Genomic DNA, 26586 nt, shown 5'->3' on the forward strand with positions numbered 1-26586 from the left:
CCGCGGCGGGGCGCCGAGGCCCTAGCGCCCGTAGGCGGCCAGGGAGATGCCCACGTAGTGGGCCACGAAGGCGGCCAGCGTCAGCGAGTGGAAGACCTCGTGGAAGCCGAAGAAGCGCGGGGAGGGGTTGGGGCGCTTGATGCCGTAGATGACGCCGCCCGCGCTGTAGAGCAGGCCGCCCACGATCACCAGGACCAGGACGGCGATGCCGCCGGCCCGCATGAAGTCGGGCAGGAAGAAGACCGCCGCCCAGCCCATCGCTATGTAGCAGGGGGTGTAGAGCCAGCGCGGGGCGCCGACCCAGAAGACGCGGAAGGCGATCCCGGCCGCGGCCGCGATCCAGACCGCCCACAGCAGCGTCCGTCCGGTGGAGGGCGGGAGCAGGAGGACGGTCAGCGGGGTATACGTCCCGGCGATGATCAGAAAGATGTTGGCATGGTCGAGCCGCCGGAGGATGGCCTCGCCCCGGGGTCCCCAGGTGCCGCGGTGGTACACCGCGCTGATGCCGAACAGCAGGCAGGCCGTGAGGATGTACACCCCGCACGCCACCCGGGCCCGGGTCGAGTCGGTGAAGGCCATCAGCACGACGCCCGCGACGACGACGGCCGGGAACATCCCGGTGTGCAGCCAGCCGCGCATGAGCGGTTTGGCCTCGGGAGCGGCCGGCACGGCCACGGCAGCGGCGTCAGAAGTCATGAACGCCATGCTACCTACGGGTCCGTAGGTTTCAGTTGTGCGCTTTACGGAAGATTGACGGGAGTGGCGATGCTCACGTGAGAGGCCCCCTGGACATATGCGCACATCCACCGGATGATCAGATGAGTGCGGTCGGCACCGGATGAGCGGAGCGCGAAGCGTCCGGGTCGCAGCCCCCACGGGGCATACACCAAACACACCCCTCAACAAGGAGCAATCGTGGCGCGCGACAACGCGGCTCCCACTTCCGTCCCGACGAACCACCAGGCGCTGGTCGCCTGGGTGGACGAGATCGCAGCCCTCACCCAGCCGGACCGCGTCGTCTGGTGCGACGGCTCCGAGGCCGAGTACGAGCGCCTGTGCGAGGAGCTCGTCGCCAAGGGCACGTTCAAGAAGCTCGACGAGACCAAGCGCCCGAACTCCTACTACGCCGCCTCCGACCCCTCCGACGTCGCGCGCGTCGAGGACCGGACCTTCATCTGCTCCGAGAAGGAAGAGGACGCGGGCCCGACCAACCACTGGAAGGCCCCGGCGGAGATGAAGGAGCTCTTCGCCGGCGAGAAGGGGATCTTCCGCGGCTCCATGAAGGGCCGGACGATGTACGTCGTCCCGTTCTGCATGGGCCCCCTCGGCTCCGAGCTCTCCGCCATCGGCGTCGAGATCACCGACTCCGCGTACGTCGCGGTCGCCATGCGCACCATGACCCGCATGGGCAAGGCCGTCCTCGACGAGCTCGGCACCGACGGCTTCTTCGTCAAGGCCGTCCACACCCTCGGCGCTCCGCTCGCCGAGGGCGAGGCCGACGTGCCGTGGCCCTGCAACACCACCAAGTACATCTCGCACTTCCCCGAGACCCGCGAGATCTGGTCGTACGGCTCGGGCTACGGCGGCAACGCCCTGCTCGGCAAGAAGTGCTACGCGCTGCGCATCGCGTCCGTCATGGCCCGCGACGAGGGCTGGCTCGCCGAGCACATGCTGATCCTCAAGCTCACCCCGCCGCAGGGTGAGGCCCGGTACGTGGCCGCCGCCTTCCCGTCGGCCTGTGGCAAGACCAACCTCGCCATGCTGGAGCCCACGATCCCCGGCTGGACGGTCGAGACCATCGGCGACGACATCGCCTGGATGCGCTTCGGCGAGGACGGCCGCCTCTACGCGATCAACCCCGAGGCCGGCTTCTTCGGCGTCGCGCCCGGCACCGGCGAGCACACCAACGCCAACGCCATGAAGACGATGTACGCGAACACCGTCTTCACCAACGTCGCGCTCACCGACGACGGCGACGTCTGGTGGGAGGGCATGACGGAGGAGTCTCCCGCCCACCTCACCGACTGGAAGGGCAACGACTGGACCCCGGAGTCCGAGACCCCGGCGGCTCACCCGAACGCCCGCTTCGCCGTCCCGGCCTCCCAGTGCCCGACGATCGCCCCCGAGTGGGAGGACCCCAAGGGCGTCCCGATCTCCGCGATCCTCTTCGGCGGCCGCCGCGCCTCCGCCGTTCCGCTGGTCACCGAGTCCTTCGACTGGAACCACGGCGTCTTCATCGGTTCGAACATCGCCTCCGAGAAGACCGCCGCCGCCGAGGGCAAGGTCGGCGAGCTGCGCCGCGACCCGTTCGCCATGCTGCCGTTCTGCGGCTACAACATGGGCGACTACATGGCGCACTGGATCAAGGTGGGCGCCTCCGCGGACGCCGCCAAGCTCCCGAAGATCTACTACGTCAACTGGTTCCGCAAGAACGACGCGGGCAAGTTCGTGTGGCCCGGCTTCGGCGAGAACAGCCGCGTCCTGAAGTGGATCGTCGGCCGCCTCGACGGCACCGCCGAGGGTGTCGAGACCCCCATCGGCATCCTGCCGACCAAGGACTCGCTCGACCTCGACGGCCTGGACCTCCCGGCCGAGGACCTCGACTTCCTCCTCACCGTCGACAAGGAGGTCTGGCGCGAGGAGGCCGCCCTGGTCCCCGAGCACCTGAACACCTACGGCGACCACACTCCCAAGGAGCTGTGGGAGCAGTACCACGCGCTGGTCGAGCGCCTGGGCTGAACGAGCCCGAACGAGCCCGCCCGTAGAGGGCGCACGGATGTGGGAGCCCCCGACCAAGCGGTTCCCACCGCAGCACCGACCACCTGTCGCGTCTGTCAGTAGCCCTCGTGCTCCTGCAGACAGGTCGTGTGCGCCTGCTGACGGCGGGCCTCCCTTGTCAGGAGGCCCGCCGTCACGCGTTCCGCCTCCTCGTGGAGCAGCGCCAGCCGCCGCTCCAGGTGGCGCTCCGGCGACTCCCCGCCCGGCGTGACCGGGTCCACCAGCGCGTGCGGTGGTAGGTGTCCACGCATTCCGGGACGTCCTGTTCGATCGCCCGCGACAGCGTCTGCACCCACTGCGGTCCCGCGGCGGCCGCATCCGCCGCCCGCCCCTGCTCCAGCAGCGCCCCCGCTCCAGCAGCCGCGTGAGCAGCGCCTCGGCCTCCTGGGGCAGGTCCACCCCGTCCATCCAGTCCCGCAGCCGGGCCAACTGCCGTCGTACGTCGTCGACCTGCTCGGCGAGTCCCCCCGGCACGGGTGGCTGCGGCCGCTCGGGCGGGGCGATCAGCGCACCCGCCGCGTACAGGCCGGCCACGACCGCCGGCCCGTACCGGCCCGCGGCCCCGGTCGGGGCCAGACCCAACCCGGCCAGGCCGCAGGCGCTGCCGGCGAGGTTCTTCCCCGACTCCAGGTAGCCGAGCACCCTATTGGTAGCCACGGATCTCCTCGAAGGCCCCGTCCAGCGAGCCGTTCCCATTCGTCGCGTCGAACAGCCGGCCGCCGGTCAGCTCGGTGATGTGGCCGAGTTCCCTGCGGTCCGAGTCCCCGAAGAGCACCGCGAAGACCGGGGTGCGCTTCTGCGCCTCGGGCAGGGCCGCGTAGAAGCCGTCGAAGTGCGCGGCGTTCGCGCCCTCGGCGTTCCGGCCGTCCGTCATCAGCACGATGGAGGTGAAGGCGTCCGCGACGCCCTGCCCCAGGTGCTGGTAGGCGGCCTCCAGGGGAGAAGAACGGCCTGGTGGTCTGGGCTCCCTGCACCCCGGCCGCGGCCTCGGTCTCCGTGGCGGGTTCGCTGCTGCTGGGGAAGGCGAAGTCGTAGTCCCCGAGGGCGAGCTGGTCCATCGCCCAGGAACCCGACGTTTGCCGTCTTCACGGTGTAGCCCTTGGATCCGAGGGCTTTGACGACGTCGGGATCGCGGAAGTATTCGGACTTCTCGGATCCGATGACGCCGTGCACCGCGGTCTTCGTTGCCGTGGTCCCCGGCCGTTCGTCCCCCAGGAGCACGACGGCCGCCACACCGCCGAGCAGCAGGACCGCCAGGGCGATTCCCAGGATGCGTCTCACGGGTGCAGCGTGCTCACGGAAACCCGCATTCCGCGCGGAGTTGCATGAACGTCCGGTGTGCAGGCGGTCCCACTTCGAAATGCTGTGTGGGTCCGAGGGTGCTGGCAGGCGGGGCGGCAGGCCGGGAGGATCGTGCCATGGGCGTGAGCGCATTGAAGTGGCAGGGCTGGGTGGTCGGCCTCGTGGCCCTGGCCGGAATGCTGGTGTTCGCCCCGTTGGGCCTGTACGTGTGGGCCAGCGCCGAGCCGGGCCCGCCGCCGGTGCGGCCCGCGGTGGAGGACGTACGGATCACGGGGTGCCGGATCGACGCGGCGAGCCGGCGCGTGGTGGCGGCGGTGGAGGTGACGGGCAGCCCCGCGGGGCCCGGCGCGTACGTGGTCACGGTGGAGTTCCGCGACACCGCCGAGCCGGGGCCGGGCACACGGGCGGCGCAGGCGCTGGTCCGGGTCCCCGGTGTGGCTCCGGGCGCGCAGGAGCGCAGCGAGGCCGTCGGCCCGGTGTGGCCGGTCGCCACCGCGGCCTGGTGCGGGGTCGCGGGGGCGGAGTTCGTGCCCGCACCCTGAGCGCGGCGCGCGCGTGGCACCCGGTCCGGGGCCTCGGCGGCCCCGGACCGGGGCCGTCAGAGGGCGCCGGCCAGGTCCGTGGAAGCCAGGGCGGCGGCATGCGCGTCCATGCGCTGGGCGGCGAGGATCGCGACGGTGGTGTCGGCACGGGACGCGGCGACGACCAGGGCGCGCCCGGCCAGGTCATGGGCCTTGCGGTGCAGTGCGGGGAGCTCCTCGGCGGGAGCCTTCGGGGCGCGTGCGGGCTCGGCTCCACCGCGCAGCCGGGTCACCTGGGCGGCGATGCGGGCGGCCTCGCCGTCGAGCCCGAGCTCGTCCGTGACGGCGAGCAGGGCCGCCAGATGTCCGGCGAGCTGGGTGTCGAGCGCTTCGGCGCGACTGCTGTGCGGGTAGCCGGTGTGGCTGTCGGTGTGACGGCCGCCCACTCGGTGGACGACCGACTTGGTACGGATCGGCTCGTACATGAGGAGGCCTCCTGCGTGGTCAGGAGGCCATCCTACATTGGATTCGTTCTAAAGTTGTGTTCGATCCGGTACTGATACCGCTCCGATGGGCTACGGCTGGCCGTAGCCGTCGAGGAACGTGCCGATCCGGACCACCGCGTCGCCCAGGTCCTTGGCGTTCGGCAGCGTCACGATGCGGAAGTGGTCGGGCTCGGGCCAGTTGAAGCCCGTGCCGTGCACGACCATGATCTTCTCGGCCCGGAGCAGGTCGAGGACCATCTGGCGGTCGTCCTTGATCTTGTAGACGGTCGGGTCGAGCTTCGGGAACAGGTACAGCGCGCCCTTGGGCTTCACGCAGGTGATGCCGGGGATCTGCGTCAGCAGCTCGTACGCCGTGTCGCGCTGCTCCAGCAGCCGCCCGCCGGGCAGCACCAGGTCCTCGATCGACTGGCGGCCGCCGAGGGCGGTGGCAACGGCGTGCTGCGAGGGCATGTTGGCGCACAGCCGCATGTTGGCCAGGATCGTCAGGCCCTCGATGTAGGAGGCGGCGTGCTGCTTGGGGCCGCAGACCGCCATCCAGCCGGCCCGGTAGCCCGCGACGCGGTAGTTCTTGGACAGCCCGTTGAAGGTCAGGGTCAGCAGGTCCGGCGCGATCGCGGCGGTGTTCGTGTGCGTGGCGCCGTCGTAGAGGATCCGGTCGTAGATCTCGTCCGAGCAGACGATCAGGTTGTGGCGCCGCGCGATGTCCGTGAGCCCGCGCAGCATCTCGTCGTCGTAGACGGCGCCGGTCGGGTTGTTCGGGTTGATGATCACGATGGCGCGGGTGCGGTCGGTGACCTTGCGCTCGATGTCCCCGAGATCGGGCATCCAGTCGGACTGCTCGTCGCAGCGGTAGTGCACGGCGGTGCCGCCCGCGAGCGAGACGGAGGCGGTCCAGAGCGGGTAGTCGGGCGCCGGCACGAGCACCTCGTCGCCGTCGTCCAGCAGCGCCTGCATCGACATCTGGATCAGCTCGGAGACGCCGTTGCCGAGGTAGACGTCCTCGACGTCCAGGTCGATGCCCTTGGTCTGGTAGTGCTGCATGACCGCGCGGCGCGCGGAGAGCAGCCCCTTCGCGTCCCCGTACCCGTGGGCGTTGCCCAGGTTGCGGAGCATGTCCTCAAGGATCTCGGGAGGGCACTCGAAGCCGAAGGCCGCGGGGTTGCCGGTGTTGAGCTTGAGGATGCGATGACCTGCTGCTTCGAGCCGCATCGCCTCTTCGAGGACGGGGCCGCGGATCTCGTAGCAGACGTTGGCGAGTTTCGTTGACTGGATCACCTGCATGACGGGAGCTTACGGGCCCGGCGGCGCGCCCGCTGCGGTATTGCGGCCAGGAGTGGAGGAGGGATATGTCCCGTTTCGCGTGATGGCCGGGTGACGCCCGGCTCCGCCCTTGGAAAACCCGGCCGCACCCCGCTGCGGCCTGCGGAATGGCGGAGTACGGTCCGGACGGGACGCGGCGGGTGTTGCGCTCGTCACGTGGCCTGCGCTGTGGGTGCCCGTCGGTGTGCGGGGCGTCCTGGCGGTGACCGTCTACGACAGCGACTCGATGATCACCAGCGGGAGCTCGCGGGGTGCGGCCGCCGCCCGGTAGTCGTCGAAGAGCGGCCACAGGGCCGTCATCGCCGGCCAGTACACGTCCCGCTCCACCGGGCATGCCGTGCGCGCCGTGGCCCGCAAGACGGCCGGGCCGACCTGGAGGCGGACCTCCGGGTGCGCCGTGAGGTTGCGGTACCAGGCCGGGTGCTCCGCCGCGCCCCACCCCGCCGCCACCACCAGGTGCCGGCCGGCGTCCTCCGCGTAGATCAGCGGGGTCCGCGCGGTGCGGCCCGTGGCGCGGTCGACGGTGGTCAGCAGGAGCGTCGGGACCCCGTGCCAGAGGTGCCCGTCGAGACCGCCGGTCGTGACGTAGTCGCGTACGTGCTCCCGCTCGCGGACCGGCTTCGGGTCGGCGGGGTGGTCCCAGTCGATGGTGACCGTCTGCATGCTGCCTCCGAGTAACGACCCCCGCCAGGCTTAACGATCCTGCACCCCTCTGGATGCGGTCGCCCCGCGGTCGTCCCGGGGCACGGCCGGGCCCCGGCCCGGGCGCGCGCTGCCCCGGACCGGGGCCCACCAGCAGCCACCGCGGCGCTGCCGCCCGCCCGGTCGGGGACCTAGGGCAGGTAGCGCTCGATGACCTCCGGGCCCTCCTTCTCGATCAGCTGCCGGGCCTTCTCGACCCGCTCCGGAGTCGGGTCGGCGCCCGTCGCCATGACGAGGTCCTCGGGGTCGTACGCCCGCTCACCGCCCGTCCACAGCTTGGCGGGACGGTCGCCCGTGGGCTGCTGGTCCGATTCACTTTCCATCGGGTACCTCCTCGAAGTGCCCCCCCGGTCCCCCCATCCTCCGGCGGCGGCCCCAAGAACGCACTTCGGCCCGGTCAGCGCCCCCGGAGGGGCGTGCGGCGGACCGCCCGGCCGGCCAGGACGTCCGTCCTGCGGCCCTCCCGCACCACGAACCGCCCGTCGATCAGGACGTGCGGGATGCCCGTCGGCCGGGCGCGCGGGTCCTCGTACGTGGACCCGGCCGCGACCGTCAGCGGATCGAAGAGGACGAGGTCGGCGCGGTGGCCCTGCCGGACCAGCCCCCGGTCCGGCAGGCGCAGCCGGGCCGCCGGGCGCCCGGCCAGGTGCGCCACGCACTCCTCCAGGGAGAGCACGCCCAGCTCCCGCACGTAGTGGCCGAGGTAGTGCGGGAAGGTGCCGTACGCCCTCGGGTGCGGCTTCGCGCCCTGGAGGATGCCGTCGGAGCCGCCCGTGTGGATCCGGTGCCGCATGATCGCCCGGACGTTCTCCTCGTGCCCCACGTGCTGCAGGATCGTCGGCCCGAGCCGGTCCCCGAGCAGCAGCCGCCGTGCGGTGTCCCAGTCGGGCAGGCGCGTGCCGACGTACGCGGCCAGAGCCGGATCGGTGACGCCCGACACCTCGATCGCGGACCAGTCGACGGGCACCCCGTGGCAGCCGTCGGAGCCGGTCACCTCCAGTGCGTGGCGGATCCGCTCCGCCCACGCCTCGTCGCGCAGCCGGGCGAGCACCGCCTCGGGGCCGCCCTCGCCCGCCCAGCTGGGCAGCAGCGCCGCGAGGGTGGTGCAGCCGGCGGTGTACGGATAGCTGTCGAGGGTGATGTCGCAGCCCTCGGCGAGCGCCGCGTCCAGCAGCGCGAGCAGCTCGGGCGCCCGGCCCCGGTTCTCGGGGAAGTTCATGGTGGCGTGGGCCAGGTGCAGGGCGCAGCCGGCCTCCCGGGCCAGCGCGACCATCTCCGCATAGGCGTCGAGCGCGCGGTGCCCGTACGAGCGGTGGTGCGGGCAGTAGTAGCCGCCGTACGCCGCCACGACGCGGCACAGCCCGGCCAGCTCGGCACCCTGCGCGTACATGCCGGGGGTGTAGGTGAGCCCCGAGGACATCCCGACGGCGCCCTGCGCGAGGCCCTCGGCGACCAGCGTGCGCATCCGGTCGAGCTCGGGGGGTGTGGCGGGCCGGTCCTGCCAGCCCAGGACGTACGCGCGGACGGTGCCCTGGGGCACGAGGTAGGCGGCGTTGACGGCGATGCCCGTGCGGTCGAGCCGGTCGAGGTAGCCGCCGACGGTGCGCCAGTCGAAGTCCACGTCGTCGCCGGGGCCGTTCCAGCCGGCGATGGCGGCCCGCACCTCCGCCAGGGTGCGCTCGTCCACGGGCGCGTAGGAGAGCCCGTCCTGGCCGAGCACCTCCAGGGTCACGCCCTGGGCGGCCTTCGCGCTGTGGTCCGGGTCGCGCAGCAGGGCGAGGTCGCTGTGGGCGTGCATGTCGGTGAAGCCCGGTGCCAGGACGAGGCCGTCCGCGTCCAGGGTCCGCCGCCCGCCGGACCGCGACCGCCCGATCCCGGCGATCCGGCCCTCGTGCACGGCGACGTCGGCGGTGTACGAGGGGCCGCCCGTGCCGTCGACGACACGGGCCCCCCGGATCACCAGGTCCACCGCGGCGGCCGGGGCCTAGAAGAAGGTGCGCACGTAGTCGGTGACGGTGCCGTCGGCCTCCACCACCGGGATCAGCGGCCACTTCTCGAAGATGGTGCACGGATGGGACATGCCCAGGGCCACCCAGTCCCCGACCTGGACGGCGTCCGCGGAGTCGGTCTCCAGCCAGGCGTGCTGGTCGGACAGCTTGACCACGCGGACGCCCGTCGCGGGCCGCTCGGCGCCGGTGAGGGGGTCGCGGACCAGTTCGGCCTCGGGCAGGCCCAGGTCGTAGGCGACGTCGCGCTTGCCGGCGTTGACGAAGGCCTGGCCGGCGGTGGGGCGCGAGACCACCTGGGTCCACAGGCGGAAGGCGGGCCGCAGGCCCCCTTCCGCGGGAACCCGGTTGAAGGGGGTCAGGCGGCCGTACCAGCCGTGGTCGTGGGAGACGTACGCCCCGGAGCGCAGCAGGCGCAGGACGGGCCGGGACAGTTCGGGCAGTTCGCCGAACACGTCGGCGACGGCGTCGAACCAGGCGGAGCCGCCCGCGCTGACGACGATCTCGTCCAGGCCGGCGGAGAACCGCCCGGCCTTGTCGAACTCGACGGCCAGCCCGGTGAGCCGGCGCAGGTAGGCGTGGACGCGGTCCGGGTCGGCGCCGGGCACCTCCGCCTCGTACCCGGCGACGCCGACCAGGCGCAGGGTGGCCGTCGCGGCCACGGCGTCGGCGACGGCCCGGCAGTCGTCCTCGGTCCGCGCGCCGGTGCGGGCGCCCTCGCCCGCGCCGAGCTCGACGACCACGTCCACGCGCCGCCCGGCCCCTCCGGTGTGCTCCCGAAGCGCCCGGTCCATGAGCTCGGCGCCGCGTACGGAGTCGACGTAGCAGACGAACCGGAACTCCGGGTCGGCGGCGAGCTCGTCGGCGACCCAGCGCAGCGCGACGGAGTCGACGAGCTCGTTGGCGAGGAAGATCCGCTGGATGCCGAAGGCGCGGTAGACGCGGGCCTGGTGGGGGACGGCGGCGGTGATGCCCCAGGCGCCGTGGTCGAGCTGGCGCCGGAACAGCTGGGGCGCCATGCAGGTCTTGCCGTGCGGGGCGAAGGCGAGCGAGTGGCGCTCGGCGTAGGCGCCGAGGACGGTGAGGTTGTGCTCCAGCGCCTCGGCGTCGAGGGTCAGGACGGGGGTGGTGAACCCGCCGGTGTAGAGGTCGCGGCGCTCCGCGGCCAGCTGCCCGACGGTCAGGCGGGCGCGTTCGGCGTCCGGGGGCAGGCCCTTGAAGCGGTGGTCGACCGGTTCGTCGGCGAGCCGCCGGACTGCATCGCTGCCCATGCCAGGTTCCTCCTTGCGTTGCGGGGTACGCAACGGTTGTTGCAGGGTGTGCCCTCGGCTGTCTAACAGCCCGCGCGACGGCGGGTCAACATCGCGCCGCACCGCCCCCGCAGGCCGCGCTTTCGTCCACCGGCAGGCCGAGGGCCGCTGCCGGTCGGGCGCCCGGCTCCAGGATCAACGCAGGGGGCGCCCTCCCGGCGGAAGGCGCCCCCGTTCACCCGGTCCGGACCGCTAGACGCAGTACTGCGCCTGCTTGCCGATCGAGCGGTACATGCAGTCCGCGTTCTCCAGCAGCTGGAGCACCGCGTCCCGGTTGCGCGCCGTCTCGCGGTCGATCACCTCGTCGGGCGGGTAGAAGCCGCCCCCGCCGCCGGTGTCCGACGGGTACATCTCGAAGGTGTAGGCGAAGATCTTCTGGTTGCCCCACAGCCAGTCGTCGATGGTCCCGTCCGTGATGTACAGGTCGCTCGACTGCTCGGGCGTGTAGCCGTTGCTGCGCGCCATGCTCGTGCCGATGGTCTTGTACACGGCGAGGTCGTCGGCGGTCATGCCCGGAGCCGTGTCGTTGTACGTCCACCCGAACGGCCACAGCACCAGCTCGCTGTACGTGTGGAAGTCGATGGCGGCGGTGATCTGCTGCTTGCCGCCGACCACGCGGCTGCGGACGAAGTCCGAAACCACCTTCACCTCGGGAGCCGACTCGGCGGCCGCGCCCCGGTAGGTCTCGGAGCTCTTGCTGCCGCTGGATCCGCCACAGCAGCCCCACTTGTAGTTCCAGTTCCGGTTCTCGTCGGTGCCGACGTAGGAGGAGCCGGAGTTGGGCTGCCGGTTCTTGCGCCACGAGCGGTACGAGCCGGTCGCGATGTCGTACTCGCCGCCGTCCGGGTTGAGGTCCGGCACGATCCAGATCTCGCGCGCGTTGACCATGTTGGTGACCCGCGCGTCGGTGCCGTACTTGGAGCCGAACTCCTTGAGCAGGTAGAGCGCCATCTCGACGGTCAGGTGCTCCCGGGCGTGCTGGTGGTGCGTGAAGAGCACCTCGGGCTCGTTCTCGTCGGTGGCGACGTTGTCGCTGATCTTGATGGCGATGATGTCCCGGCCCTGGTACGACTTCCCGATCACCTTCTTGCTCATGATCGAGGGGTACTGGGCGATGCGCTGGTCGATCTCGGCGTTCGCCTCGGCGTAGTTGTGGTACAGCGAGTCCTTGGACGGGAAGTCCATCGGGCTCGCCGCCACGCCGCGCTCGGAGCGGTCCGGCGGCCCGGGCAGGGCGGTCAGCTTGTAACCGAGCGCCCGCAGGGTCTTGGCCTGGAGGGGGTCGGCGCTGACGACGACCGAGCGGGCGTCGACCTCGTCGATCGAGACGCCCGTGCGGAGCAGGGCCGTCCGCTCGGCGGCGGTGGACGGGCCCTGGATCTCGTACTGGGCGATCGCCTCGTCCTGGGTGGCGGTGGACGGTGTGGGCGGTGGGGCCGCCGTCGCGCTCATGCCGTAGGCGGGTGCGCCGAGCGCGAGAGCGAGCAGGGCCGCCGTGACGGCGGCCCTGCGTCGGGTGTGGAGCCGCATGCGTTCTCCTGGGTGGGAGTGTGGGGGTAGCCGTGCGGACGCGCACAGCGTGCTCTTGTGGCATGTCCGGGTCAAGACCCGCCGTGCACTTATCAGACACGCGGCCGGGTCTGCCGTACGGCCACCCCCACAGGTACCGCCTAGGGGAGTCCGTGGACCTTCGGACCCACCGCGTCGGACCAAGCACCACCCGCCTTGGCGTCCCAGTTGGTCGACCAGGTCATCGCCCCGCGCAGCCCCGGGTAGGTCTTCGAGGGCTTGAAGGAACCGCAGTTCGTGCCCCGCGCCAGGCAGTCCAGCGCGTTGTTCACGACGGTCGGCGAGACGTACCCGCTGCCCGCGCCGCTCGGGGAGGCCGGGACGCCGATGCCCACCTGCGAGGGGTCGAGGCCGCCCTCCAGCTGGATGCAGGCCAGCGCGGTGAGGAAATCGACCGAGCCCTGCGAGTAGACCTTGCCGTCGCAGCCGTTCATCGAGCCGCTGTTGTAGTACTGCATGTTGACGACGGTGAGGATGTCCTTGATGTTCAGCGCCGTCTTGAAGTAGCCCCCCGCCGTCGACTGCATGTCGATGGTCTGCGGAGCCATCGTGATGACCAGGGACGGCCCCGCCTTCGCGGACAGCGCGCGCAGCGCCTGCGTCATGTAGGTCGGGTTGAGGCCGTTCTCCAGGTCGATGTCGATCCCGCTGAAGCCGTACTCCTGCATCAGTGCGTACGCCGAGTTCGCCAGGTTGGCCGCGGAGGCCGCGTCGTTGACCGAGATGGTGCCCTTCTCGCCGCCGACGGAGAGGATGACGGACTTCCCGGCGGCCTTCTTCGCGGCGACGTCGGCCTTGAACTGGGCGACCATGTAGCCGCCGAGGCCGGCCGTGTCGAGGTTGAAGGTGATGGCCCCGGGCGTGGTGGTGGCGTCGGCGAAGGAGACGGCGATGATGTCGTACTGCGCGGAGACGTCGGAGATCTTCTGGACGGTGGCGCCGTTGTTGAAGTTCTGCCAGTAGCCCGTCAGGGCGTGCCTGGGCACCGACGGGTTCGGGCCGGGGTCCCCGCCGCCGGTGGTGGTGCCGGTCACCGCCGCCGACTTCGGGCCCTCGCCCGCCGCGTTGTACGCGCTCACCTGGAAGGAGTACGAGGTGGCCGCGGCGAGCCCGGTGATCTGGGCCGGGGAGGCGGAGACCGTCCGGACGCGGACGCCGTCCTGGTACACGTGGTAACCGGTGGCCCCGGAGACCGCGTTCCACGAAAGCGTGAGCCCGCTTGCGCTCTGGCCGGAAACGGCGGGCCGGGCCGGGGCGCCGGGGACGGAGGGGCCGGGATCGGTGCCGCCACCGCCGTCCGGACCGAAGACGCTGAGCTCGTCGGCGAAGTACGCGGGCTGCCCGTACCAGCCGTGCGTCCAGACGGTGACCTCGGTGGTGCCGGGGCCGGTGCTGAAGGTGGTGGAGAGCTTCTGCCAGCCGCCGCCCGAGCCGGGGGTCCAGGTGGACACGTCCTGGGTGCCGGTACCGGTCGCGCCGAGGTACACGTACGAGCCCTGGACCTGCGCGCTCAGCGTGTACGTCGAGTTCGGCTTGACGGTGACGGTCTGGCTGCACCGGGCGTTGTCCTGGCCCGCCGGGGTGGCCTTGAGCGCGCCGGAACCGGTGTGGACGGGCGAGGGGACGACGGCGCCGCTGCCCGAGGTGCAGGTCCAGCCGGCGAGACCGGACTCGAAGCCTCCGTTGCGGGCGACGTTGACGTCGGCGGCCTGGGCGGTGCCGGTGGCGAGGGCGGTCAGGCCCGCGGCGGTGAGGGCGGCCGCGCCGACAAGGGCGAGGGAGCGTATGCGGTTCACGTGGGCTCCGTGGGGGGAGGAAGGAAGGCGAAGGGGGTGGTGCAGCGGGGGTGTTGAGGAGCATGTGGGGGATCCCCGCAGACCGGTGCGCCCCAAGTTGGTCCAGACCAATCCTCGTGTCAAGACTCTTTGCAATGTGGCTTGAACTGATCGGGCCCCGGGTCCTGGTTGCCCGGGTTTTCGGCCACCTGTGACAGGGCGTCGGAAGGCGGGAATCACCAAGGGCCTGACCTGCCAGGGACGACGCGGATATGGTGCTGGAGCACGGGGGATGTGCGTCGATCGTTTGCGGTCGCGCAGGGTGCGCGCGTACGGGAGCGGGCGCACCGACACATGTGGCGTACGGGGTGAACAGGGGGATTCGCGTGCCGACCGCCATTGCCGTCACCAGCACCGATCTGGTGCTGCCGGCCCCTGACCGGCACACGCCGCCGGCCGTCGTGCTGCGCCCGCCGGGGCAGCTCGACCTGGAGGGCGCCCTCGCCGAGACCAGCACCCTGCTGGAGCGCCACGGCCACCTCGTGGCCGTCGTCCCGGACTGGCTTCCGCCCGCCGCCGTCCGCCGGCTGCACACGGTACGGGCCATCCTCGAAACCGACCGGATCGCCCTCGTCGGCACCGATCTGCCCCCGCTCGCGACCGCCCTGCTGGTACGTCAGCTGCGTCAGCTCAGCGTGTGCGACTTCAGTCCCGGTGTCGTGGCCTCCGCCGCCCGGCTGCTGTCGCACTACATCCACGCGGGCGCCCTGCTCGGCTCGGTGGCCCGGCTGGACCGGGTCGCGGTGAGCCTCAAGGCCCACGCGAAGTCGTGGTCGCCGGGCGCGCAGTTCGCCGTACTCGCCCACCCGGCCCCGCACCTGCTCAAGCTGGGCGGCTCCGGGTCGGGGGCCCACCGCAGCGGCGGACTGCCGCCCGGCCCCGACTTCGCCACCCACCTCACCTTCGCGCGCGGCCAGCTCGCCTCCGACTGGGTGACGGCCGAGCTCGCCCCCGCCTGGCGGGTCCAGGGCGTGATGGAGAACCCGCTGCCGGCCGACTCGGCCGCCTGGTGGGCCACCCCCAAGCTGGTGGAGTTCGCCGCGGCCATCCCGGACCTGTCCGTGCTCTACCAACTGGTGGCGTCCGTACGCCGCGAGGAGTGCCGGTGGTGCGGGTTCGAGCTGATCGGCGACCGCTGCGGCTTCTGCGCCGCACCCCTCACCGCGCCCCCGCCCGCCGCACCCGCGAGTGCGTCCGGGGCTTCCGGCGCCGGCAGCCCTTCCGGGACCACCGGCTCCTCCCGTTCCTCCCGCTCCTCCAGCTCCTCCAGCTCTTCCAGATCGTGACTCCGACCGGCCCGAACGAACGAAGAACGGCGAGGTAGTACGGCTCATGAACTCACGCCAGCGCCGCGGCGTCATCCTGCTGCTCCTGTCGGCCCTGTGTGCCCTCGCGGCGTTCGGCGGGGTTCTCGTGGTGATCGGTGACGTCAATTCCAAGGTGGGCTCCGAGGTCGTCGCGTACCGCGCCAAGGCCGACATCGCGCCGTACAGCCCCCTGGCGGCCGGCCAGTTCGAGGAGGTCGCCATCCCCAAGCGCTGGCTGTCCGCGACCGCCGTCACCGACCTCGGCCAGGTCAAGGACAAGATCGCCCTCACCACCCTGAGGAAGGGCTCCCTGCTCCAGGCGGACATGTTCGTCGACAAACCCCAGCTCCAGCCCGGGGAGCAGGAGATCGCCATCATGATCGACGCCGCCACGGGCGTGGCCGGCAAGATCTACTCCGGGGCCAAGGTCAACATCATCGCCACCTTCAGGGGCGCCAAGGACACCGAGCCCTCCCGCTCGGTGATCATCGTGGCCAATGCCCGGGTCCTGAACGTCGGCAAGCTCACCCCGCTGGACCGGGACAGCGACAAGAAGGGCCCGGCCGAGGCCGTCCCGATCACCTTCGCCCTGAACACCAAGGACACCCAGCGCGTCGCCTACGCCGAATCCTTCGCGGAGCACGTCCGCCTGGCCCTGGTGGCCCCCGGCACCGACTCCGCGCCCGGCGCGGCCGACCGCACGTACACCCTCGACGGGGACAGGTGAGGCCCGGATGACCACGCGAATCCTCCCCGCGGCCGGAGACCCGGACGCCGCCCGCACCCTCTCCACCCTCCTCGGCCGGATCCCGGGCGCCGAACCGGCCGCCCCGGTCCCCGACTCCGCCTCCCTGCTGGACACCCTGGCCCGGCTGGCCGCCGACTCCATCGACGAACTGCCCGAGGTCGTCCTCCTCCACGAGCGGATCGGCCCGGTGCCCGCCCTGGACCTGATCCGCGAGGTCGCCCTGCGCTTCCCGGCGGTGGGCGTGGTCCTGGTGTCCTCCGACGCCGGCCCGGCGCTCTTCTCCGCCGCCATGGACGCGGGCGCGCGCGGCCTGGCCGGCCTGCCGCTCGCCTACGAGGAGCTCGCCGCCCGCGTCCAGTCCGCCGCCCAGTGGTCCGTGGGCGTACGCCGCCACCTGGGCCGCGGGCCCGAGCCGTTCACCGGCCCCGGCGGGCGGCTGGTCACGGTCAGCGGAGCCAAGGGCGGGGTGGGCACCACCTTCACGGCGGTGCAGTTCGCGCTGGCCGCCACCGCCGCGGGGCGGCGTACCGCACTGGTCGACATGGACCTCCAGGCCGGCGACGTCGGCTCCTACCTGGACGTCCAGTTCCGGCGTTCCATCGCCGACCTCGCCGGCATCCAGGACATCTCCCCGCGCGTCCTGCAGGACGCGGTCTACGACGACCGCACCGGCCTCGCCCTGCTGCTGGCCCCGGCCGACGGCGAACGCGGCGAGGAGGTCGACGACCGGGCCGCCCGGCACATCGTCACCGCCCTGCGCAGCCGCTACGAACTCGTCGTCGTCGACTGCGGAACGCAGGTGACCGGCGCGAACGCCGCCGCCGTCGAGATGGCGGACGTGGCGGTCCTGGTCACCACCCCCGACGTGGTCGCCGTACGCGCGGCCAAACGGATGGTCCGGATGTGGGAGCGGCTCCAGGTGCGCAAGGCCGAGGACACCGCGGTGGTCGTCAACCGCTGGAGCAAGCACACCGAGATCCAGCCCTCCCTGATCGCGAAGATCACCAAGACCCGGCCGACGCGCACCCCGGTCCCGGCGGCCTTCAAGGAACTCCAGGCCGTCGTCGACGCGGGCCGGGTGCAGGACCTCGACAACCGCTCCACCGTGAAGCAGGCCCTGTGGGCGGTGGCGGGCGAACTGGGCCTGCTCGCGGCCGCCGATCCGGAAGCCGCCGCCCCCGGCGCGGCCCTGGCCGTACGGGCCTCCGGACCTGTGGCCCGGCTGCGGGCCGGCGACCGGGGCGCCCTCGGGCCCTGGCTGCGCCGCGGCCGGGAGGGCTGAGCCATGGCCGGCGCCCGCGGGGACCGCGGCCAGGTGGCCGTCGAGTTCGTCGGCACGGTCCCGCTGATCCTGCTGCTCGTGGCGGCCGTGTGGGAGTGCGTACTGATCGGGTACGCGTTCTCGCTGGCGGGAAACGCGGCGGACGAGGCGGCCCGCGCGGGCGCGGTGCACGGGGGCGGCGCGTGCGCCGCAGCGGCCGGCCGGCACATCAGCGGCGCCTGGACCATGGAGGCGTCCTGCGCGGAGTCGGGCGACCTCGTCAAGGCCACCGTCACGCTGCACCTCCCGGTGTTCCACCCGGGCCTCAGCATCGGCGTCCCGATCACGGGCGAGGCCGCCGCGGCCAAGGAGAGGGAGAACTGAGATGCCCCACCGGCTCACCCCCGTCTCCGGCCCCGGCCCGGACCCCCGTTCCGGCCGCGCGCCCGGCTCCGGTCCGGCGCCCGGCTCCGGTTCGGCGCCCGGCTCCGGTCCGGCGCCCGGCTCCGGCCCGGCGCCCGGCGTCTGCCGCGCCCGCGGCGTCCGCCGAGCCCCCGCGGAGGCGCGCGACCGCGGCCAGGTGGCCCTGGAGTACATCGGGTTCATCCCCATCCTGCTCTTCGTGGCGCTGTGCGGGATCCAGCTCGGCTGGGTCGCGTACGTCCACGAGCAGGCCGACACCGCCGCCCGTACCGCGGCGCGCGTCGAGGCCCGCAACGGCCGCGGCGGGGCGGCGGCCGGGAAGGCGGCCGTCAAGGGGGGTTTGGCCCCGCAGGTGGACGTGTCCACGACCGGCGACGCCGTCACCGCGACGGTGACCATCAAGATCAAGTCCATCGTGCCCGGGCTCGCCCTCGACCCGGCCACGGCCACCGCCGTCATGCCGAACGACGACCCGGAGGTGACCGGACCATGAGCCTGCGCTCCCGCGTCAACACCCCCGACGACCGCCACGGTCCGCGCGAGGACGGCCGGCTGGTCTCCTCCTACCGCGCCAAGCTGCTGGAGGAGATCGACCTCGCCGAGATGTCCGCGCTCGCACCCGCCGAGCGCCGGGCACGGCTGGAGCGCGTCCTCGGGCACATCATCAGCCGCGAGGGCCCCGTCCTGTCCACCGTCGAGCGGGCCCAGCTGATCCGCCGGGTCGTGGACGAGGCGCTCGGCCTCGGGGTGCTCGAACCGCTCCTCGAAGACCCCTCCATCTCCGAGATCATGGTCAACGGCCCGGACCAGATCTTCGTGGAGCGCGCCGGCCGGGTCGAGCAGCTCCCGCTGCGCTTCGCCTCGCACGAACAGCTGATGCAGACCATCGAGCGCATCGTCTCCACCGTCAACCGCCGCGTGGACGAGGCCAACCCGATGGTCGACGCCCGCCTGCCCAGCGGCGAACGCGTCAACGTGATCATCCCACCGCTGTCCCTGACCGGGGCCACGCTCACGATCCGCCGCTTCCCGCGCGCCTTCACCCTCCACGAGCTGATCGCCCTCGGCTCGCTCGACGAGCAGATGCTGCTGCTCCTGTCCGGGCTGGTCCAGGCGAAGATGAACGTGATCGTCTCCGGGGCCACCGGCACGGGCAAGACCACCCTCCTCAACGCCCTCTCCGGCCTGATCCCCGAGGGCGAGCGGATCATCACCATCGAGGACTCGGCCGAGCTGCAACTCCAGCAGGCCCACGTGATCCGCCTCGAATCCCGCCCGGCCAACGTGGAGGGCAAGGGCCGGATCACCATCCGCGACCTGGTCCGCAACTCCCTGCGGATGCGCCCCGACCGGATCATCGTCGGCGAGGTCCGCGGCGGTGAGACCCTCGACATGCTCCAGGCGATGTCGACCGGCCACGACGGCTCCCTGGCCACCGTCCACGCGAACAGCGCCGAGGACGCCCTGATGCGCCTGCAGACTCTGGCGTCGATGTCCGAGGTGGAAGTGCCCTTCGAGGCGCTCCAGGACCAGATCAACAGCGCCGTGAACGTGGTCGTCCAGCTCACCCGCTTCGGCGACGGCTCGCGCCGCATCACCGAGATGGCCATCCTCGACTCGCACGGCCGCGAGCCCTTCCGGCTCACCACCGTGTGCCGCTTCGCGGCCCAGCCGATGGCCGCCGACGGCCGCGTCCACGGCCGCTTCGAGTACCACCCGCTGCCGCGGCGGATCGCGGACCGCCTCTACATGAACAACCAGCCGATCCCGCAGGCCTTCGGGGTCGCCCTGTCGGACGACGCACTCGCCACCCGCATCACCCGGACCGTCCTGTGAACCCACTCGTCCTCCTCACCCTCGGCGCCACCCTGCTGGCCTGCGTGCTCGTCGTCGCCGGCGTCCACGCCTACGCCGCCGGCCGGGCCCAGCGCGCCGCCCTCGTCGAACGCCTCTCCCAGGAGGGCGCACCCCCGCCGGCCGGCCGCAGACGCCGCTTCACGGGCGTGGACCGCCGACTGCGCCGTACCGCGCTGGGCCGCCGGATCGAGGTGAAGCTGGCGGTGACGGGCCTCGATCTGACGCCGGGCGAGTTCTTCGTCTACGTACTCGCCTCCGTGGCCGGAACCTGGCTGATCGCGGCGAGCTTCCTGGCCCCCTTCTTCGGCCCGGTGGCCGGGCTGACCGGCCTGTGGGCGGCGAACGCCTTCCTCAACTGGCAGCGGGCCCGGCGTACCGAACGCTTCATCAACCAGCTCCCCGAGCTCGCCCGCATCCTCGCCAACGCCACCCAGGCCGGGCTGGCCCTGCGTACGGCCATCGCCATGGCGGCGGAGGAGCTGGAGGCCCCCGCGGGCGAGGAGCTCTCCCGGGTCGCCGACCGCCTGGCCGTCGGGCACTCGATCGAGGAGTCGCTGGGCGAGATCGCCGAGCGGCTCCCCTCCCGGGAACTGGTCGTCCTGGTCTCCACCCTGGTCCTGTCCGCGCGGGCCGGCGGGGCGCTCGTGGGGAGCCTGCGCAATCTGACGGTCACGCTGGAGCAGCGCAAGGAGACGCGGCGCGAGATCCGCACCCAGCTCTCCCAGGTGACGGTGACCGCCTACTTGGTACCGGCGATCGGGCTCGGATCGCTGCTGCTGGTCAACCTGATGATGCCGGGCGCGCTGGACCGGATGACCGGCGCGTTCATCGGCCAGACGGCCGTGCTCGTCGCACTCGGCCTCTTCACGCTCGGCTTCGTCCTCATCCGCCGCCTGTCGAAGATCGATGTGTGAGGGCCGGTCATGACTGCTCTGCTGCTGGCGCTCGCGGCCGCGGTGTCGATCCTCGGCGTCTTCCACGGCGTCCGCCTCTACCGCGCCGACGTGAAACTCCCCTCCGACCTGGCCCTGGCCTTGGAGGTCGGCGCCACCCGTACGACGGCGGTCGGCTCGGCCGTCGACCGGATGGGCATCCGCTGGGCTCCGCTGGTGCTGCGCCTGATGGGCCCCCAACGGGTGGCGCGCAAACGCCGCCAGATCGACATGGCCGGCAACCCGGCCGGCCTGACCATCGACCGCTACGCGGCCCGCCGTGCGGTGTACGGCTTCCTGGGCGCCGTGGGTGCCTTCGCGATGCTGCTGGGCGGCCGGCTCGTACCGGCGCTGCTGATGGTGGCGTTCGGACTGTTCTGGATCGAGGTCGGCCTGTGGTCGGCGATCCGGGTCCGCCGCGACCACATCGAGCGGACGCTGCCCGACTTCCTCGACGTGCTCGCGGTGGTGGTCAGCGCGGGGCTCGGCTTCCGGCAGGCGCTGGAACGGGTGGCCGGCAAGTACGAGGGCCCGTGGTCGGACGAGGTCCGCATCACCCTCCAGCAGATGGACATGGGCGTCAGCCGCCGCCAGGCCTTCGACGAGCTGCGGCGGCGCAACGACTCGGAGCAGGTGGCCCAGTTCGTCACCGCGCTCCAGCAGGGCGAGGAGCTGGGCTCCCCGATCGTGGAGACGCTGATCGCCATCGCGGAGGACATGCGCCGCACGGACGCCCAGAACGCACGGCGGCGGGCGGCCCGGGCCGTGCCGAAGGCCACCTTCGCGGTCACCATGTTCATGCTGCCGGGAACGCTGATCCTGCTGGTGTGCGGGTTCGTGTACGGCGCGGACGTCGACTTCGGCGCGATGCTCGGGGGTGGATGAGCCATGGCGGTACTGGACATCGCGGCCGGGGCGTTCGGCCGCCACCGGCCGGAGACGGCGACGGGTACGGGGACGGGTACGGCGTCGACGGGCGCGTGGGCCGGGGGAGCGGCGGCCGGGGGAGCGGCGGCCGGGGGAGCGGCGGCCGGGGGCGCTGCGGCCGGAGGAGCGGCGGCCGGGGGTGCGGTGCAGGCTCCCGCTCCGGCCCTCCAGGCGGGGGCGCTGCAGGCGCTGTGCCGCCAGGTCTTCGCCTTCCGGATGGTGATGATCGGCCTGGGGGCGCCGCTGGCCCTGGGGCGCACGGCCCCCGGCGGACCGGCGTACCTCGTCGGCGGCGCGATCCTGCTCACCTTCATGCTCTCGTACGTCCTGTTCCGCGACTGGGAGCGGTTCGGGCCGCTGCTGCTGCGCCACCGGTGGCTGCTGGCCGCCGACATGGCGTTCAACGCCCTGCTCCTGGCCACCGCGACCCCCGAATCCCCGCTCGGCTTCGTCTCCTTGTGCACCCCGCTGCTGGCAGGACTGGTCTACGGGTGGCGGGGCTCGGCCGTCTACGCGGCCCTGCAGGCGGCCCTGGTGACGGCCTCGGGCGGCGCCCTGTCCCTGGCCGGCCTCTGCCTCCTGGCGGGCGCGGCCGGGTCCTGCCTGCGGGACCTGCTGTTCCGCTTCGGGGCGGCGAGCCGGGCCCTCACCGAGACACGGGCCCGCCTGGCGGTGGCCGAGGCGGTCCGCGCCGAACGGGACCACCTGGCCCGCGAAATGCACGACTCGGTGGCGAAGACCCTGCACGGCCTGGCGCTGGCCGCCGACGCCCTCGCGCGCACCACGGACCCCGAGGCAGTCCGCCGCCAGGCCGCACTCCTGGCGGGCGCGGCCCGCCTCGCGGTCGCAGAGTCCCGGGAGCTGCTGACCGACCTGCGGCGCGATGCGGATGCGCCGGGCGTCTGCCTGCTGGGCGAACTACGCAGGATGACCGCCCCCGGCGTGGAACTGCGCACGAGCGGAACCCTGCCGCCGGTCCCGGCCGCGGTGGCCCGCCACCTGCTGGCGGTGGCCTCGGAGGCCCTGGAGAACGCCCGCCGCCACGCCGGAGCCACGGCGGTGACGGTGACGGCCGGGGTGGAGGGCGGCCACCTCACGCTCACCGTCGAGGACGACGGCCGCGGCCTGCCCGGCACCGCCCCCGACCTCCGGGCCCTGCACCGCGCCGGCCGCTTCGGGCTGCTCGGCATGGCGGAGCGCGCGGCGGCCATCGGGGCCCGCCTGCACATCGGCCCCCGCCCGGCCGGCCCCGGCACCGAGGTACGCCTGGACCTCCCGCTCGCGGCCCTGCCCCGGGAGGAGACCCCGTGATGCCGCTCCGCGTCCTGATCGCCGACGACAACCCGGTCGTCCGCGCCGGCCTCGCGGCCCTCCTGGCCACCGCCGACACCGTCGAGGTCGTCGCCCAGGCGGCGGACGGCCGCGAGGCCCTGAGCCTGACCAGGCGCCACGCCCCCGACGTGATCCTGCTGGACGTCCGCATGCCCGGCGTCGACGGCATCTCGGCCCTGCCGCACCTGGTCCAGCTGGCGCCGGTGCTGATGCTGACGTACAGCCAGGAGGCGCAGATCGTCCGCGAGGCCCTGCTCTTGGGCGCGGGCGGCTACCTGGTCCACGGCGAGTTCACGGCGGACGACCTGCTCCGCGCGGTCCACGACGTCCGCGAGGGCCGCGCCCACTTCACCCCGACGGCGGCCACCGCCCTCCTCGCGGAACTCCGCACCTCTTCGCAACCGCAACGAACTGTGGCACAGTCTTCTGAGCGGCTGCACAACCTGGCGCTCTTCGGGCTGAGTTCGCGGGAGGTGGAGATCATGGATCTGATCGCGTCCGGGATGAGCAACCAGCAGATCGCGGCGGCGTGCTTCATCAGCGAGAAGACGGTCAAGAACCACATCAACCGCATCTTCGCGAAGCTCCAGAGCACCACCCGCAGCGAGGCCATAGCCCGCTGGCTGGGAACCGCCCGTCCAGGGGTGACCGGCCATGGGTAGACGGAGTGCGCAGTGGGTCCGTAATTGGGCCCCGGGACCCTTGGTGATGACTCGTCACTCGCCGTACGGTCCGCAAACCAGCACCGTCACCGGCCCGGGAGGAAACCCCCATGCTGCAGAACACCCTGGCAAGGCTGCGGACCCACCTCACCCCCCACCGAACCCGGGACCGCGGCCAGACGGCCTTCGAGTACCTCGGCATCATCCTGGTGGTGGTGGTCATCATCGGCGCGATCGTGGGCACGGGCATCGGCCAAGCCATCACCAACCGGATCGCCACGGCGGTCGCATCAGTCACCGCCGGAAGGTGATTTCGAAGAGCCTGAACGATCGAGGGCAGGCTTTTCCGGTTTACATCGTCGTGATAACCGGCATGCTGTTCGCGGCATTTGCCTTCTTTGTGGTGGGAGCGGCGGCACTTACGCGCAGCGATGCGCAAGGGGCGGCTGACGCCGCCGCGCTGGCGGCGGCACGTGACGCGCGAGACCACTTGGTGCCGGGGTTGGATTTCTCCAGGTTCGGCCCCCAGGAATGGGAAAAGGTTCTGCGAGGCGAGTTGCTCGACGATGCGGGAGCATGCGGGCAGGCGCGGAGCTTCGCGGAACAGAACGACGCGTCGGCGACCTGCACGGCTTCTATGCCCCGGTTCACCGTCGGGGTGACGACCAATAGAACGGTGGGGAAGTCGGTTGTCCCGGGAACGGACAGCGTCCATGGAAAGGCGAAGGCGACCGCTGCGATCGAATCGCGCTGCCGCCTGGATGCTGCCCCTACCCCTACCCCTACCCCTACCCCCGCCCCCACCCCTACCCCGAGCCCCAGTCCGAACCCGCAAGCGCCTTCGAGGGTCAAGTTCACGTGCAAGGGCGGCAAGCCGTTCGAGGTGGACCCCGCGAAGCCCGGGCCGTGGCGCACGTTGGCGAGAAGACTGTTCGACGTGCGCTTGGTCGATTGACAATGGATGAGAGAAGGAAGCGGCATAGATGAGCACTCGGCACTCGGTGAACGTCCGTCGGGGAGCGGCTGTCGTGGCGGCGGCAGTCTTGGCACTCACCGTGGCCGGCTGCGGCGGGGGCGATGACCAGAAGAACAAGGCTCGGCAGAGTCCTGCGCCCTCAAGGTCCCAGAGTGGCCAGCCTCAGTCACCACCCAGCAGCAGCGTCCAACCCACGCCGACCGAGGTGCTCGCTAGCGTCAACGGCGAGGCTGGAATGACCCTCACCGTCAACTCTGCAGTTCGCGATGCCGCTGGCTTTCTTACGGTCAGTGGTCAACTGAAAAACACCGGCAGCCAGCCCTTCGCCAACGTGGCAGCTTGGCGTGGCAACGAACTCAACAGCAGTGGAGCCTCGGTGGCGGGTGTCACGCTCGTCGACAAGGCTGCCAAAAAGAGGTACTACGTGCTTCGCGACACCGACGGCAGATGCCTCTGCACCACCGGACTGACGATCATTGACGCCGGCCAGGTGGTGCCGTTCTTCGCGCAGTTCCCCGTGCCACCGAACAGCACAAGTCAGGTGGAATTCAGTCTGCCGACCTTCGCCACGGCGACCGTCAAGATCTCCGGGTGACCCCATGACACAAAGCCACCGCACCACCGCTGCGACGGTAGTCGTCGGGCTCGTCATCGCCGGGGGGCATTTCCTCGGGGCGGGCAGTGCGTATGCCGATGACGTCAAGCCCTCCGTTCCGCCCGGCACCGAGCCGTCCGCCGCCGCCCCCGTGCCCATCGACTCCAACGCCCCCGGGCTGAAGATCCCCCAGGGCGGGACGCTGGCGCCCATCAAGGTGCTGGACATCGCCGAGGTCGTCGAAGACCTCGGCGGGGAGCAGCGGCGGCAGGAGACCAATCAGACCGTCATGATGGCGTTGCAGTCCGAGGTGCTGTTCCCCGAGAACAGTGCCGTCTTCAACGCCCAGGCCGCCGCCCGGATACAGGCCATCGCCAACGAGATCAACACGCAGAAGGCCACCCGCATCCGGGTCTTCGGGTTCACCGACGACCAGGGCAGCTACGAGCACGGCAAGGAGCTCTCCAAGCAGCGCGCCGATGCCGTGCAGGCCGAGTTGGCCAAGACGGTGACCAACCCCGGTGTCATCTACGACGTCCGGGGGTACAGCGAGGACTACCCGATCGCGGACAACAGCACCGAGGAAGGCCGCAAGAAGAACCGCCGCGTCGAGATCACCTTCCCCCGCAGCGTCGGCAACTAGGCCGCCGCGGCCAGGACGGACGCCGCCGCCCGGGCGCGGTGGGCCGGTTCCGGGCCGGGGGTGAGGGCGGCGACCGCCGTCGCGCCCTCGACCAGGATCAGCAGCTGGTCCGCCAGGTCGGGACGGTCCGGTCCGGCCAGGTCGGCCAGCAGGGCCCGTAGCTCCGCCTTGTGGCGGCGTACGACGTCCAGGACGCCGGCGGGGCCGGTGCCCAGCTCCCCGTAGGCGTTCAGGAACGCGCAGCCGCGGAAGTCCGGCTCCGTGAACCACCGCGCCAGCCAGTGGAAGACGGCTCCGACCGGGTCGGCCGCGTCGGCCTTCACCGCCTCGCGCAGGCTGTTCATCCAGCGCCGGTCGCGCCGGTCCAGGTAGGCCGCGACCAGCGATTCCTTGGCCGGGAAGACCTTGTAGAGCCGCTTGAGCGGGACGCCCGACGCCGTGCGGATGCGGTCCATGCCCACGGCCTGGATCCCCTCCGTGTAGAACAGCGCCTCCGCGGCGTCCAGCAGCCGGGTGCGGCCCTCTTCGTCGTCCATGCGGGGAGCGTAACCCAGAATCGCTTGCGCAGAGAACGATCGTTCTCTATCGTCCGAGAACGATCGTTCTCGTCGTCGAGGTTCGAGAGGCTGCCGCCATGGCCGTGTCCGTACGCCCGCCCCTGCCCCCCTTCACCGAGGAATCCGCCCGCGCCAAGGTCCAGGCGGCCGAGGACGCCTGGAACTCCCGGGACCCCGAGCGCGTGGCCCTCGCGTATACCGAGGACTCCGTGTGGCGCAATCGCGACCGCTTCCTCAGCGGCCGCGCCGAGATCCGGGAGTTCCTCGCGGAGAAGTGGGAGCGCGAGCTGGACTACCGCCTGCGCAAGGAACTCTGGGCGTACACCGGCAACCGCATCTCCGTCCGCTTCGAGTACGAGTGGCACGACAGCGCCGGCCAGTGGTGGCGCAGCCACGGCAACGAGCAGTGGGAGTTCGACGAGGACGGCCTGATGCGCCGCCGCGAGGCCAGCATCAACGACATCCCCATCACGGAGTCCGAGCGCCGCCTCCGCCGCCCCACGCCGTGACGCCCCTT

At 71.9% G+C, this 26586-nt stretch carries 28 protein-coding genes and 2 pseudogenes; 17 read left to right on the forward strand and 13 right to left on the reverse strand.

What is annotated here, in order from left to right:
* Positions 1-21: 21 nt before the first annotated feature.
* Positions 22-705 carry a hemolysin III family protein gene (locus ABZ128_RS00875; RefSeq protein ID WP_356845275.1) on the reverse strand — a complete coding sequence of 228 codons (684 nt, stop codon included), beginning with the start codon at positions 703-705 and terminating at the stop codon, positions 22-24.
* Positions 706-915: 210 nt separating this feature from the next.
* On the opposite strand from ABZ128_RS00875, the gene ABZ128_RS00880 reads away from it, so the two are divergent.
* The gene (locus tag ABZ128_RS00880) at positions 916-2739 is read left to right on the forward strand and encodes a phosphoenolpyruvate carboxykinase (GTP) (protein WP_356845277.1); all 1824 of its coding nucleotides are present in this window, start codon (positions 916-918) and stop codon (positions 2737-2739) included.
* 95 nt (positions 2740-2834) lie between these two features.
* Here the strand turns inward: ABZ128_RS00880 and ABZ128_RS00885 are convergent, their stop codons facing one another.
* From ABZ128_RS00885 to ABZ128_RS00895, 3 genes and pseudogenes are all read right to left on the reverse strand, one after another.
* Positions 2835-3029: a hypothetical protein gene (locus ABZ128_RS00885; RefSeq protein WP_356845278.1), complete on the reverse strand. Its 195-nt coding sequence runs from the start codon at positions 3027-3029 to the stop codon at positions 2835-2837.
* A gap of 392 nt (positions 3030-3421) precedes the next feature.
* A pseudogene (locus ABZ128_RS00890) lies at positions 3422-3721 on the reverse strand (hypothetical protein); the annotation flags it as partial.
* A gap of 49 nt (positions 3722-3770) precedes the next feature.
* Positions 3771-4059 (reverse strand): annotated as a pseudogene (locus ABZ128_RS00895) (hypothetical protein); the annotation flags it as partial.
* 143 nt (positions 4060-4202) lie between these two features.
* Between ABZ128_RS00895 and ABZ128_RS00900 the strand changes: the two are divergent.
* Positions 4203-4622: a hypothetical protein gene (locus ABZ128_RS00900; protein WP_356845280.1), complete on the forward strand. Its 420-nt coding sequence runs from the start codon at positions 4203-4205 to the stop codon at positions 4620-4622.
* Positions 4623-4678: 56 nt separating this feature from the next.
* On the opposite strand, the gene ABZ128_RS00905 is transcribed toward ABZ128_RS00900, so the two are convergent.
* From ABZ128_RS00905 to ABZ128_RS00940, 8 genes are all read right to left on the reverse strand, one after another.
* The gene (locus tag ABZ128_RS00905) at positions 4679-5086 is read right to left on the reverse strand and encodes a hypothetical protein (RefSeq protein ID WP_356845281.1); all 408 of its coding nucleotides are present in this window, start codon (positions 5084-5086) and stop codon (positions 4679-4681) included.
* Positions 5087-5176: 90 nt separating this feature from the next.
* Positions 5177-6388, reverse strand: a complete 1212-nt coding sequence (locus ABZ128_RS00910; protein ID WP_356845283.1) for a pyridoxal phosphate-dependent aminotransferase — start codon at positions 6386-6388, stop codon at positions 5177-5179.
* Positions 6389-6637: 249 nt separating this feature from the next.
* Positions 6638-7090 (reverse strand): nitroreductase/quinone reductase family protein, encoded by a 453-nt coding sequence (locus ABZ128_RS00915; RefSeq protein WP_356845285.1) that lies wholly within the window; start codon positions 7088-7090, stop codon positions 6638-6640.
* Between the two features lie 170 nt (positions 7091-7260).
* Positions 7261-7452, reverse strand: a complete 192-nt coding sequence (locus ABZ128_RS00920) for a hypothetical protein (protein WP_356845287.1) — start codon at positions 7450-7452, stop codon at positions 7261-7263.
* Positions 7453-7526: 74 nt separating this feature from the next.
* Complete coding sequence (locus ABZ128_RS00925) at positions 7527-9098, reverse strand: D-aminoacylase (protein WP_356845289.1); 1572 nt, start codon at positions 9096-9098, stop codon at positions 7527-7529.
* Between the two features lie 15 nt (positions 9099-9113).
* Entirely contained in the window at positions 9114-10406 is a 1293-nt protein-coding gene (locus tag ABZ128_RS00930) for an alanine racemase (protein ID WP_356845290.1), read from the reverse strand.
* Between the two features lie 231 nt (positions 10407-10637).
* Positions 10638-11975 carry a M14 family zinc carboxypeptidase gene (locus ABZ128_RS00935; RefSeq protein WP_356845292.1) on the reverse strand — a complete coding sequence of 446 codons (1338 nt, stop codon included), beginning with the start codon at positions 11973-11975 and terminating at the stop codon, positions 10638-10640.
* Between the two features lie 140 nt (positions 11976-12115).
* Positions 12116-13810 carry a glycoside hydrolase family 18 protein gene (locus tag ABZ128_RS00940; protein WP_356845294.1) on the reverse strand — a complete coding sequence of 565 codons (1695 nt, stop codon included), beginning with the start codon at positions 13808-13810 and terminating at the stop codon, positions 12116-12118.
* Positions 13811-14175: 365 nt separating this feature from the next.
* Between ABZ128_RS00940 and ABZ128_RS00945 the strand changes: the two genes are divergently transcribed.
* The 14 genes from ABZ128_RS00945 to ABZ128_RS01010 all read left to right on the forward strand — a co-directional run bounded on the left by ABZ128_RS00945 (position 14176) and on the right by ABZ128_RS01010 (position 25512).
* Positions 14176-15135, forward strand: a complete 960-nt coding sequence (locus ABZ128_RS00945; RefSeq protein WP_356845296.1) for a hypothetical protein — start codon at positions 14176-14178, stop codon at positions 15133-15135.
* Between the two features lie 46 nt (positions 15136-15181).
* Positions 15182-15883 (forward strand): Flp pilus assembly protein CpaB, encoded by a 702-nt coding sequence (gene cpaB, locus ABZ128_RS00950; RefSeq protein ID WP_356845298.1) that lies wholly within the window; start codon positions 15182-15184, stop codon positions 15881-15883.
* Between the two features lie 7 nt (positions 15884-15890).
* On the forward strand, positions 15891-17186 hold the full coding sequence (locus ABZ128_RS00955) for an AAA family ATPase (protein ID WP_356845300.1): 1296 nt from the start codon (positions 15891-15893) through the stop codon (positions 17184-17186).
* Positions 17187-17189: 3 nt separating this feature from the next.
* The gene (locus ABZ128_RS00960; RefSeq protein WP_356845302.1) at positions 17190-17549 is read left to right on the forward strand and encodes a TadE/TadG family type IV pilus assembly protein; all 360 of its coding nucleotides are present in this window, start codon (positions 17190-17192) and stop codon (positions 17547-17549) included.
* A 1-nt stretch (position 17550) separates the two neighbouring features.
* A complete protein-coding gene (locus ABZ128_RS00965) occupies positions 17551-18081 on the forward strand; it encodes a TadE/TadG family type IV pilus assembly protein (protein ID WP_356845303.1) in 531 nt (176 codons plus the stop codon).
* Positions 18078-19424 carry a CpaF family protein gene (locus tag ABZ128_RS00970; RefSeq protein WP_356845305.1) on the forward strand — a complete coding sequence of 449 codons (1347 nt, stop codon included), beginning with the start codon at positions 18078-18080 and terminating at the stop codon, positions 19422-19424. The genes ABZ128_RS00965 and ABZ128_RS00970 overlap by 4 nt, the downstream gene beginning before the upstream one ends.
* Positions 19421-20359, forward strand: coding sequence for a type II secretion system F family protein (locus ABZ128_RS00975; RefSeq protein WP_356845307.1), 939 nt, complete (start codon positions 19421-19423; stop codon positions 20357-20359). Before ABZ128_RS00970 ends, ABZ128_RS00975 begins: the two co-directional genes overlap by 4 nt.
* A gap of 9 nt (positions 20360-20368) precedes the next feature.
* Entirely contained in the window at positions 20369-21262 is an 894-nt protein-coding gene (locus ABZ128_RS00980; RefSeq protein ID WP_356845309.1) for a DUF5936 domain-containing protein, read from the forward strand.
* A gap of 3 nt (positions 21263-21265) precedes the next feature.
* Positions 21266-22615 carry a histidine kinase gene (locus tag ABZ128_RS00985; protein ID WP_356845311.1) on the forward strand — a complete coding sequence of 450 codons (1350 nt, stop codon included), beginning with the start codon at positions 21266-21268 and terminating at the stop codon, positions 22613-22615.
* Positions 22615-23298, forward strand: coding sequence for a response regulator transcription factor (locus ABZ128_RS00990; protein WP_356845312.1), 684 nt, complete (start codon positions 22615-22617; stop codon positions 23296-23298). The genes ABZ128_RS00985 and ABZ128_RS00990 overlap by 1 nt, the downstream gene beginning before the upstream one ends.
* Before the next feature lie 110 nt (positions 23299-23408).
* Positions 23409-23609, forward strand: a complete 201-nt coding sequence (locus ABZ128_RS00995; protein ID WP_356845314.1) for a hypothetical protein — start codon at positions 23409-23411, stop codon at positions 23607-23609.
* Entirely contained in the window at positions 23606-24253 is a 648-nt protein-coding gene (locus tag ABZ128_RS01000; RefSeq protein ID WP_356845316.1) for a pilus assembly protein TadG-related protein, read from the forward strand. Before ABZ128_RS00995 ends, ABZ128_RS01000 begins: the two co-directional genes overlap by 4 nt.
* 256 nt (positions 24254-24509) lie before the next feature.
* Positions 24510-24869 carry a hypothetical protein gene (locus ABZ128_RS01005; protein ID WP_356845317.1) on the forward strand — a complete coding sequence of 120 codons (360 nt, stop codon included), beginning with the start codon at positions 24510-24512 and terminating at the stop codon, positions 24867-24869.
* Positions 24870-24873: 4 nt separating this feature from the next.
* Complete coding sequence (locus ABZ128_RS01010) at positions 24874-25512, forward strand: OmpA family protein (protein ID WP_356845319.1); 639 nt, start codon at positions 24874-24876, stop codon at positions 25510-25512.
* Here ABZ128_RS01010 and ABZ128_RS01015 read toward each other — a convergent pair.
* Positions 25509-26048 (reverse strand): TetR/AcrR family transcriptional regulator, encoded by a 540-nt coding sequence (locus tag ABZ128_RS01015; protein WP_356845321.1) that lies wholly within the window; start codon positions 26046-26048, stop codon positions 25509-25511. The two genes, ABZ128_RS01010 and ABZ128_RS01015, sit on opposite strands and share 4 nt — an antisense overlap.
* 104 nt (positions 26049-26152) lie before the next feature.
* Here ABZ128_RS01015 and ABZ128_RS01020 point away from each other — a divergent pair, with 104 nt between their 5' ends.
* Positions 26153-26578, forward strand: a complete 426-nt coding sequence (locus tag ABZ128_RS01020) for a nuclear transport factor 2 family protein (protein ID WP_356845459.1) — start codon at positions 26153-26155, stop codon at positions 26576-26578.
* The last annotated feature ends 8 nt before the right edge of the window (positions 26579-26586 follow it).

The organism is Streptomyces sp. NPDC006326 (genome assembly GCF_040612915.1).
Lineage (GTDB): Bacteria > Actinomycetota > Actinomycetes > Streptomycetales > Streptomycetaceae > Streptomyces.

Excerpts from the sequence above, each read along its gene's own strand:
- ABZ128_RS00920 (WP_356845287.1), bottom strand. The coding sequence starts at position 7,452 with ATGGAAAGTGAATCGGACCAGCAGCCCACGGGCGACCGTCCCGCCAAG.
- ABZ128_RS00955 (WP_356845300.1), top strand. The coding sequence starts at position 15,891 with ATGACCACGCGAATCCTCCCCGCGGCCGGAGACCCGGACGCCGCCCGC.
- cpaB (WP_356845298.1), top strand. The coding sequence starts at position 15,182 with ATGAACTCACGCCAGCGCCGCGGCGTCATCCTGCTGCTCCTGTCGGCC.
- ABZ128_RS00985 (WP_356845311.1), top strand. The coding sequence starts at position 21,266 with ATGGCGGTACTGGACATCGCGGCCGGGGCGTTCGGCCGCCACCGGCCG.
- ABZ128_RS01015 (WP_356845321.1), bottom strand. The coding sequence starts at position 26,048 with ATGGACGACGAAGAGGGCCGCACCCGGCTGCTGGACGCCGCGGAGGCG.
- ABZ128_RS00935 (WP_356845292.1), bottom strand. The coding sequence starts at position 11,975 with ATGCGGCTCCACACCCGACGCAGGGCCGCCGTCACGGCGGCCCTGCTC.
- ABZ128_RS01010 (WP_356845319.1), top strand. The coding sequence starts at position 24,874 with ATGACACAAAGCCACCGCACCACCGCTGCGACGGTAGTCGTCGGGCTC.
- ABZ128_RS01005 (WP_356845317.1), top strand. The coding sequence starts at position 24,510 with ATGACCCTCACCGTCAACTCTGCAGTTCGCGATGCCGCTGGCTTTCTT.
- ABZ128_RS00905 (WP_356845281.1), bottom strand. The coding sequence starts at position 5,086 with ATGTACGAGCCGATCCGTACCAAGTCGGTCGTCCACCGAGTGGGCGGC.
- ABZ128_RS00885 (WP_356845278.1), bottom strand. The coding sequence starts at position 3,029 with ATGCGTGGACACCTACCACCGCACGCGCTGGTGGACCCGGTCACGCCG.
- ABZ128_RS00915 (WP_356845285.1), bottom strand. The coding sequence starts at position 7,090 with ATGCAGACGGTCACCATCGACTGGGACCACCCCGCCGACCCGAAGCCG.
- ABZ128_RS00970 (WP_356845305.1), top strand. The coding sequence starts at position 18,078 with ATGAGCCTGCGCTCCCGCGTCAACACCCCCGACGACCGCCACGGTCCG.
- ABZ128_RS00990 (WP_356845312.1), top strand. The coding sequence starts at position 22,615 with ATGCCGCTCCGCGTCCTGATCGCCGACGACAACCCGGTCGTCCGCGCC.
- ABZ128_RS00960 (WP_356845302.1), top strand. The coding sequence starts at position 17,190 with ATGGCCGGCGCCCGCGGGGACCGCGGCCAGGTGGCCGTCGAGTTCGTC.
- ABZ128_RS00910 (WP_356845283.1), bottom strand. The coding sequence starts at position 6,388 with ATGCAGGTGATCCAGTCAACGAAACTCGCCAACGTCTGCTACGAGATC.
- ABZ128_RS00995 (WP_356845314.1), top strand. The coding sequence starts at position 23,409 with ATGCTGCAGAACACCCTGGCAAGGCTGCGGACCCACCTCACCCCCCAC.
- ABZ128_RS00980 (WP_356845309.1), top strand. The coding sequence starts at position 20,369 with ATGACTGCTCTGCTGCTGGCGCTCGCGGCCGCGGTGTCGATCCTCGGC.
- ABZ128_RS00965 (WP_356845303.1), top strand. The coding sequence starts at position 17,551 with ATGCCCCACCGGCTCACCCCCGTCTCCGGCCCCGGCCCGGACCCCCGT.
- ABZ128_RS00875 (WP_356845275.1), bottom strand. The coding sequence starts at position 705 with ATGGCGTTCATGACTTCTGACGCCGCTGCCGTGGCCGTGCCGGCCGCT.
- ABZ128_RS00930 (WP_356845290.1), bottom strand. The coding sequence starts at position 10,406 with ATGGGCAGCGATGCAGTCCGGCGGCTCGCCGACGAACCGGTCGACCAC.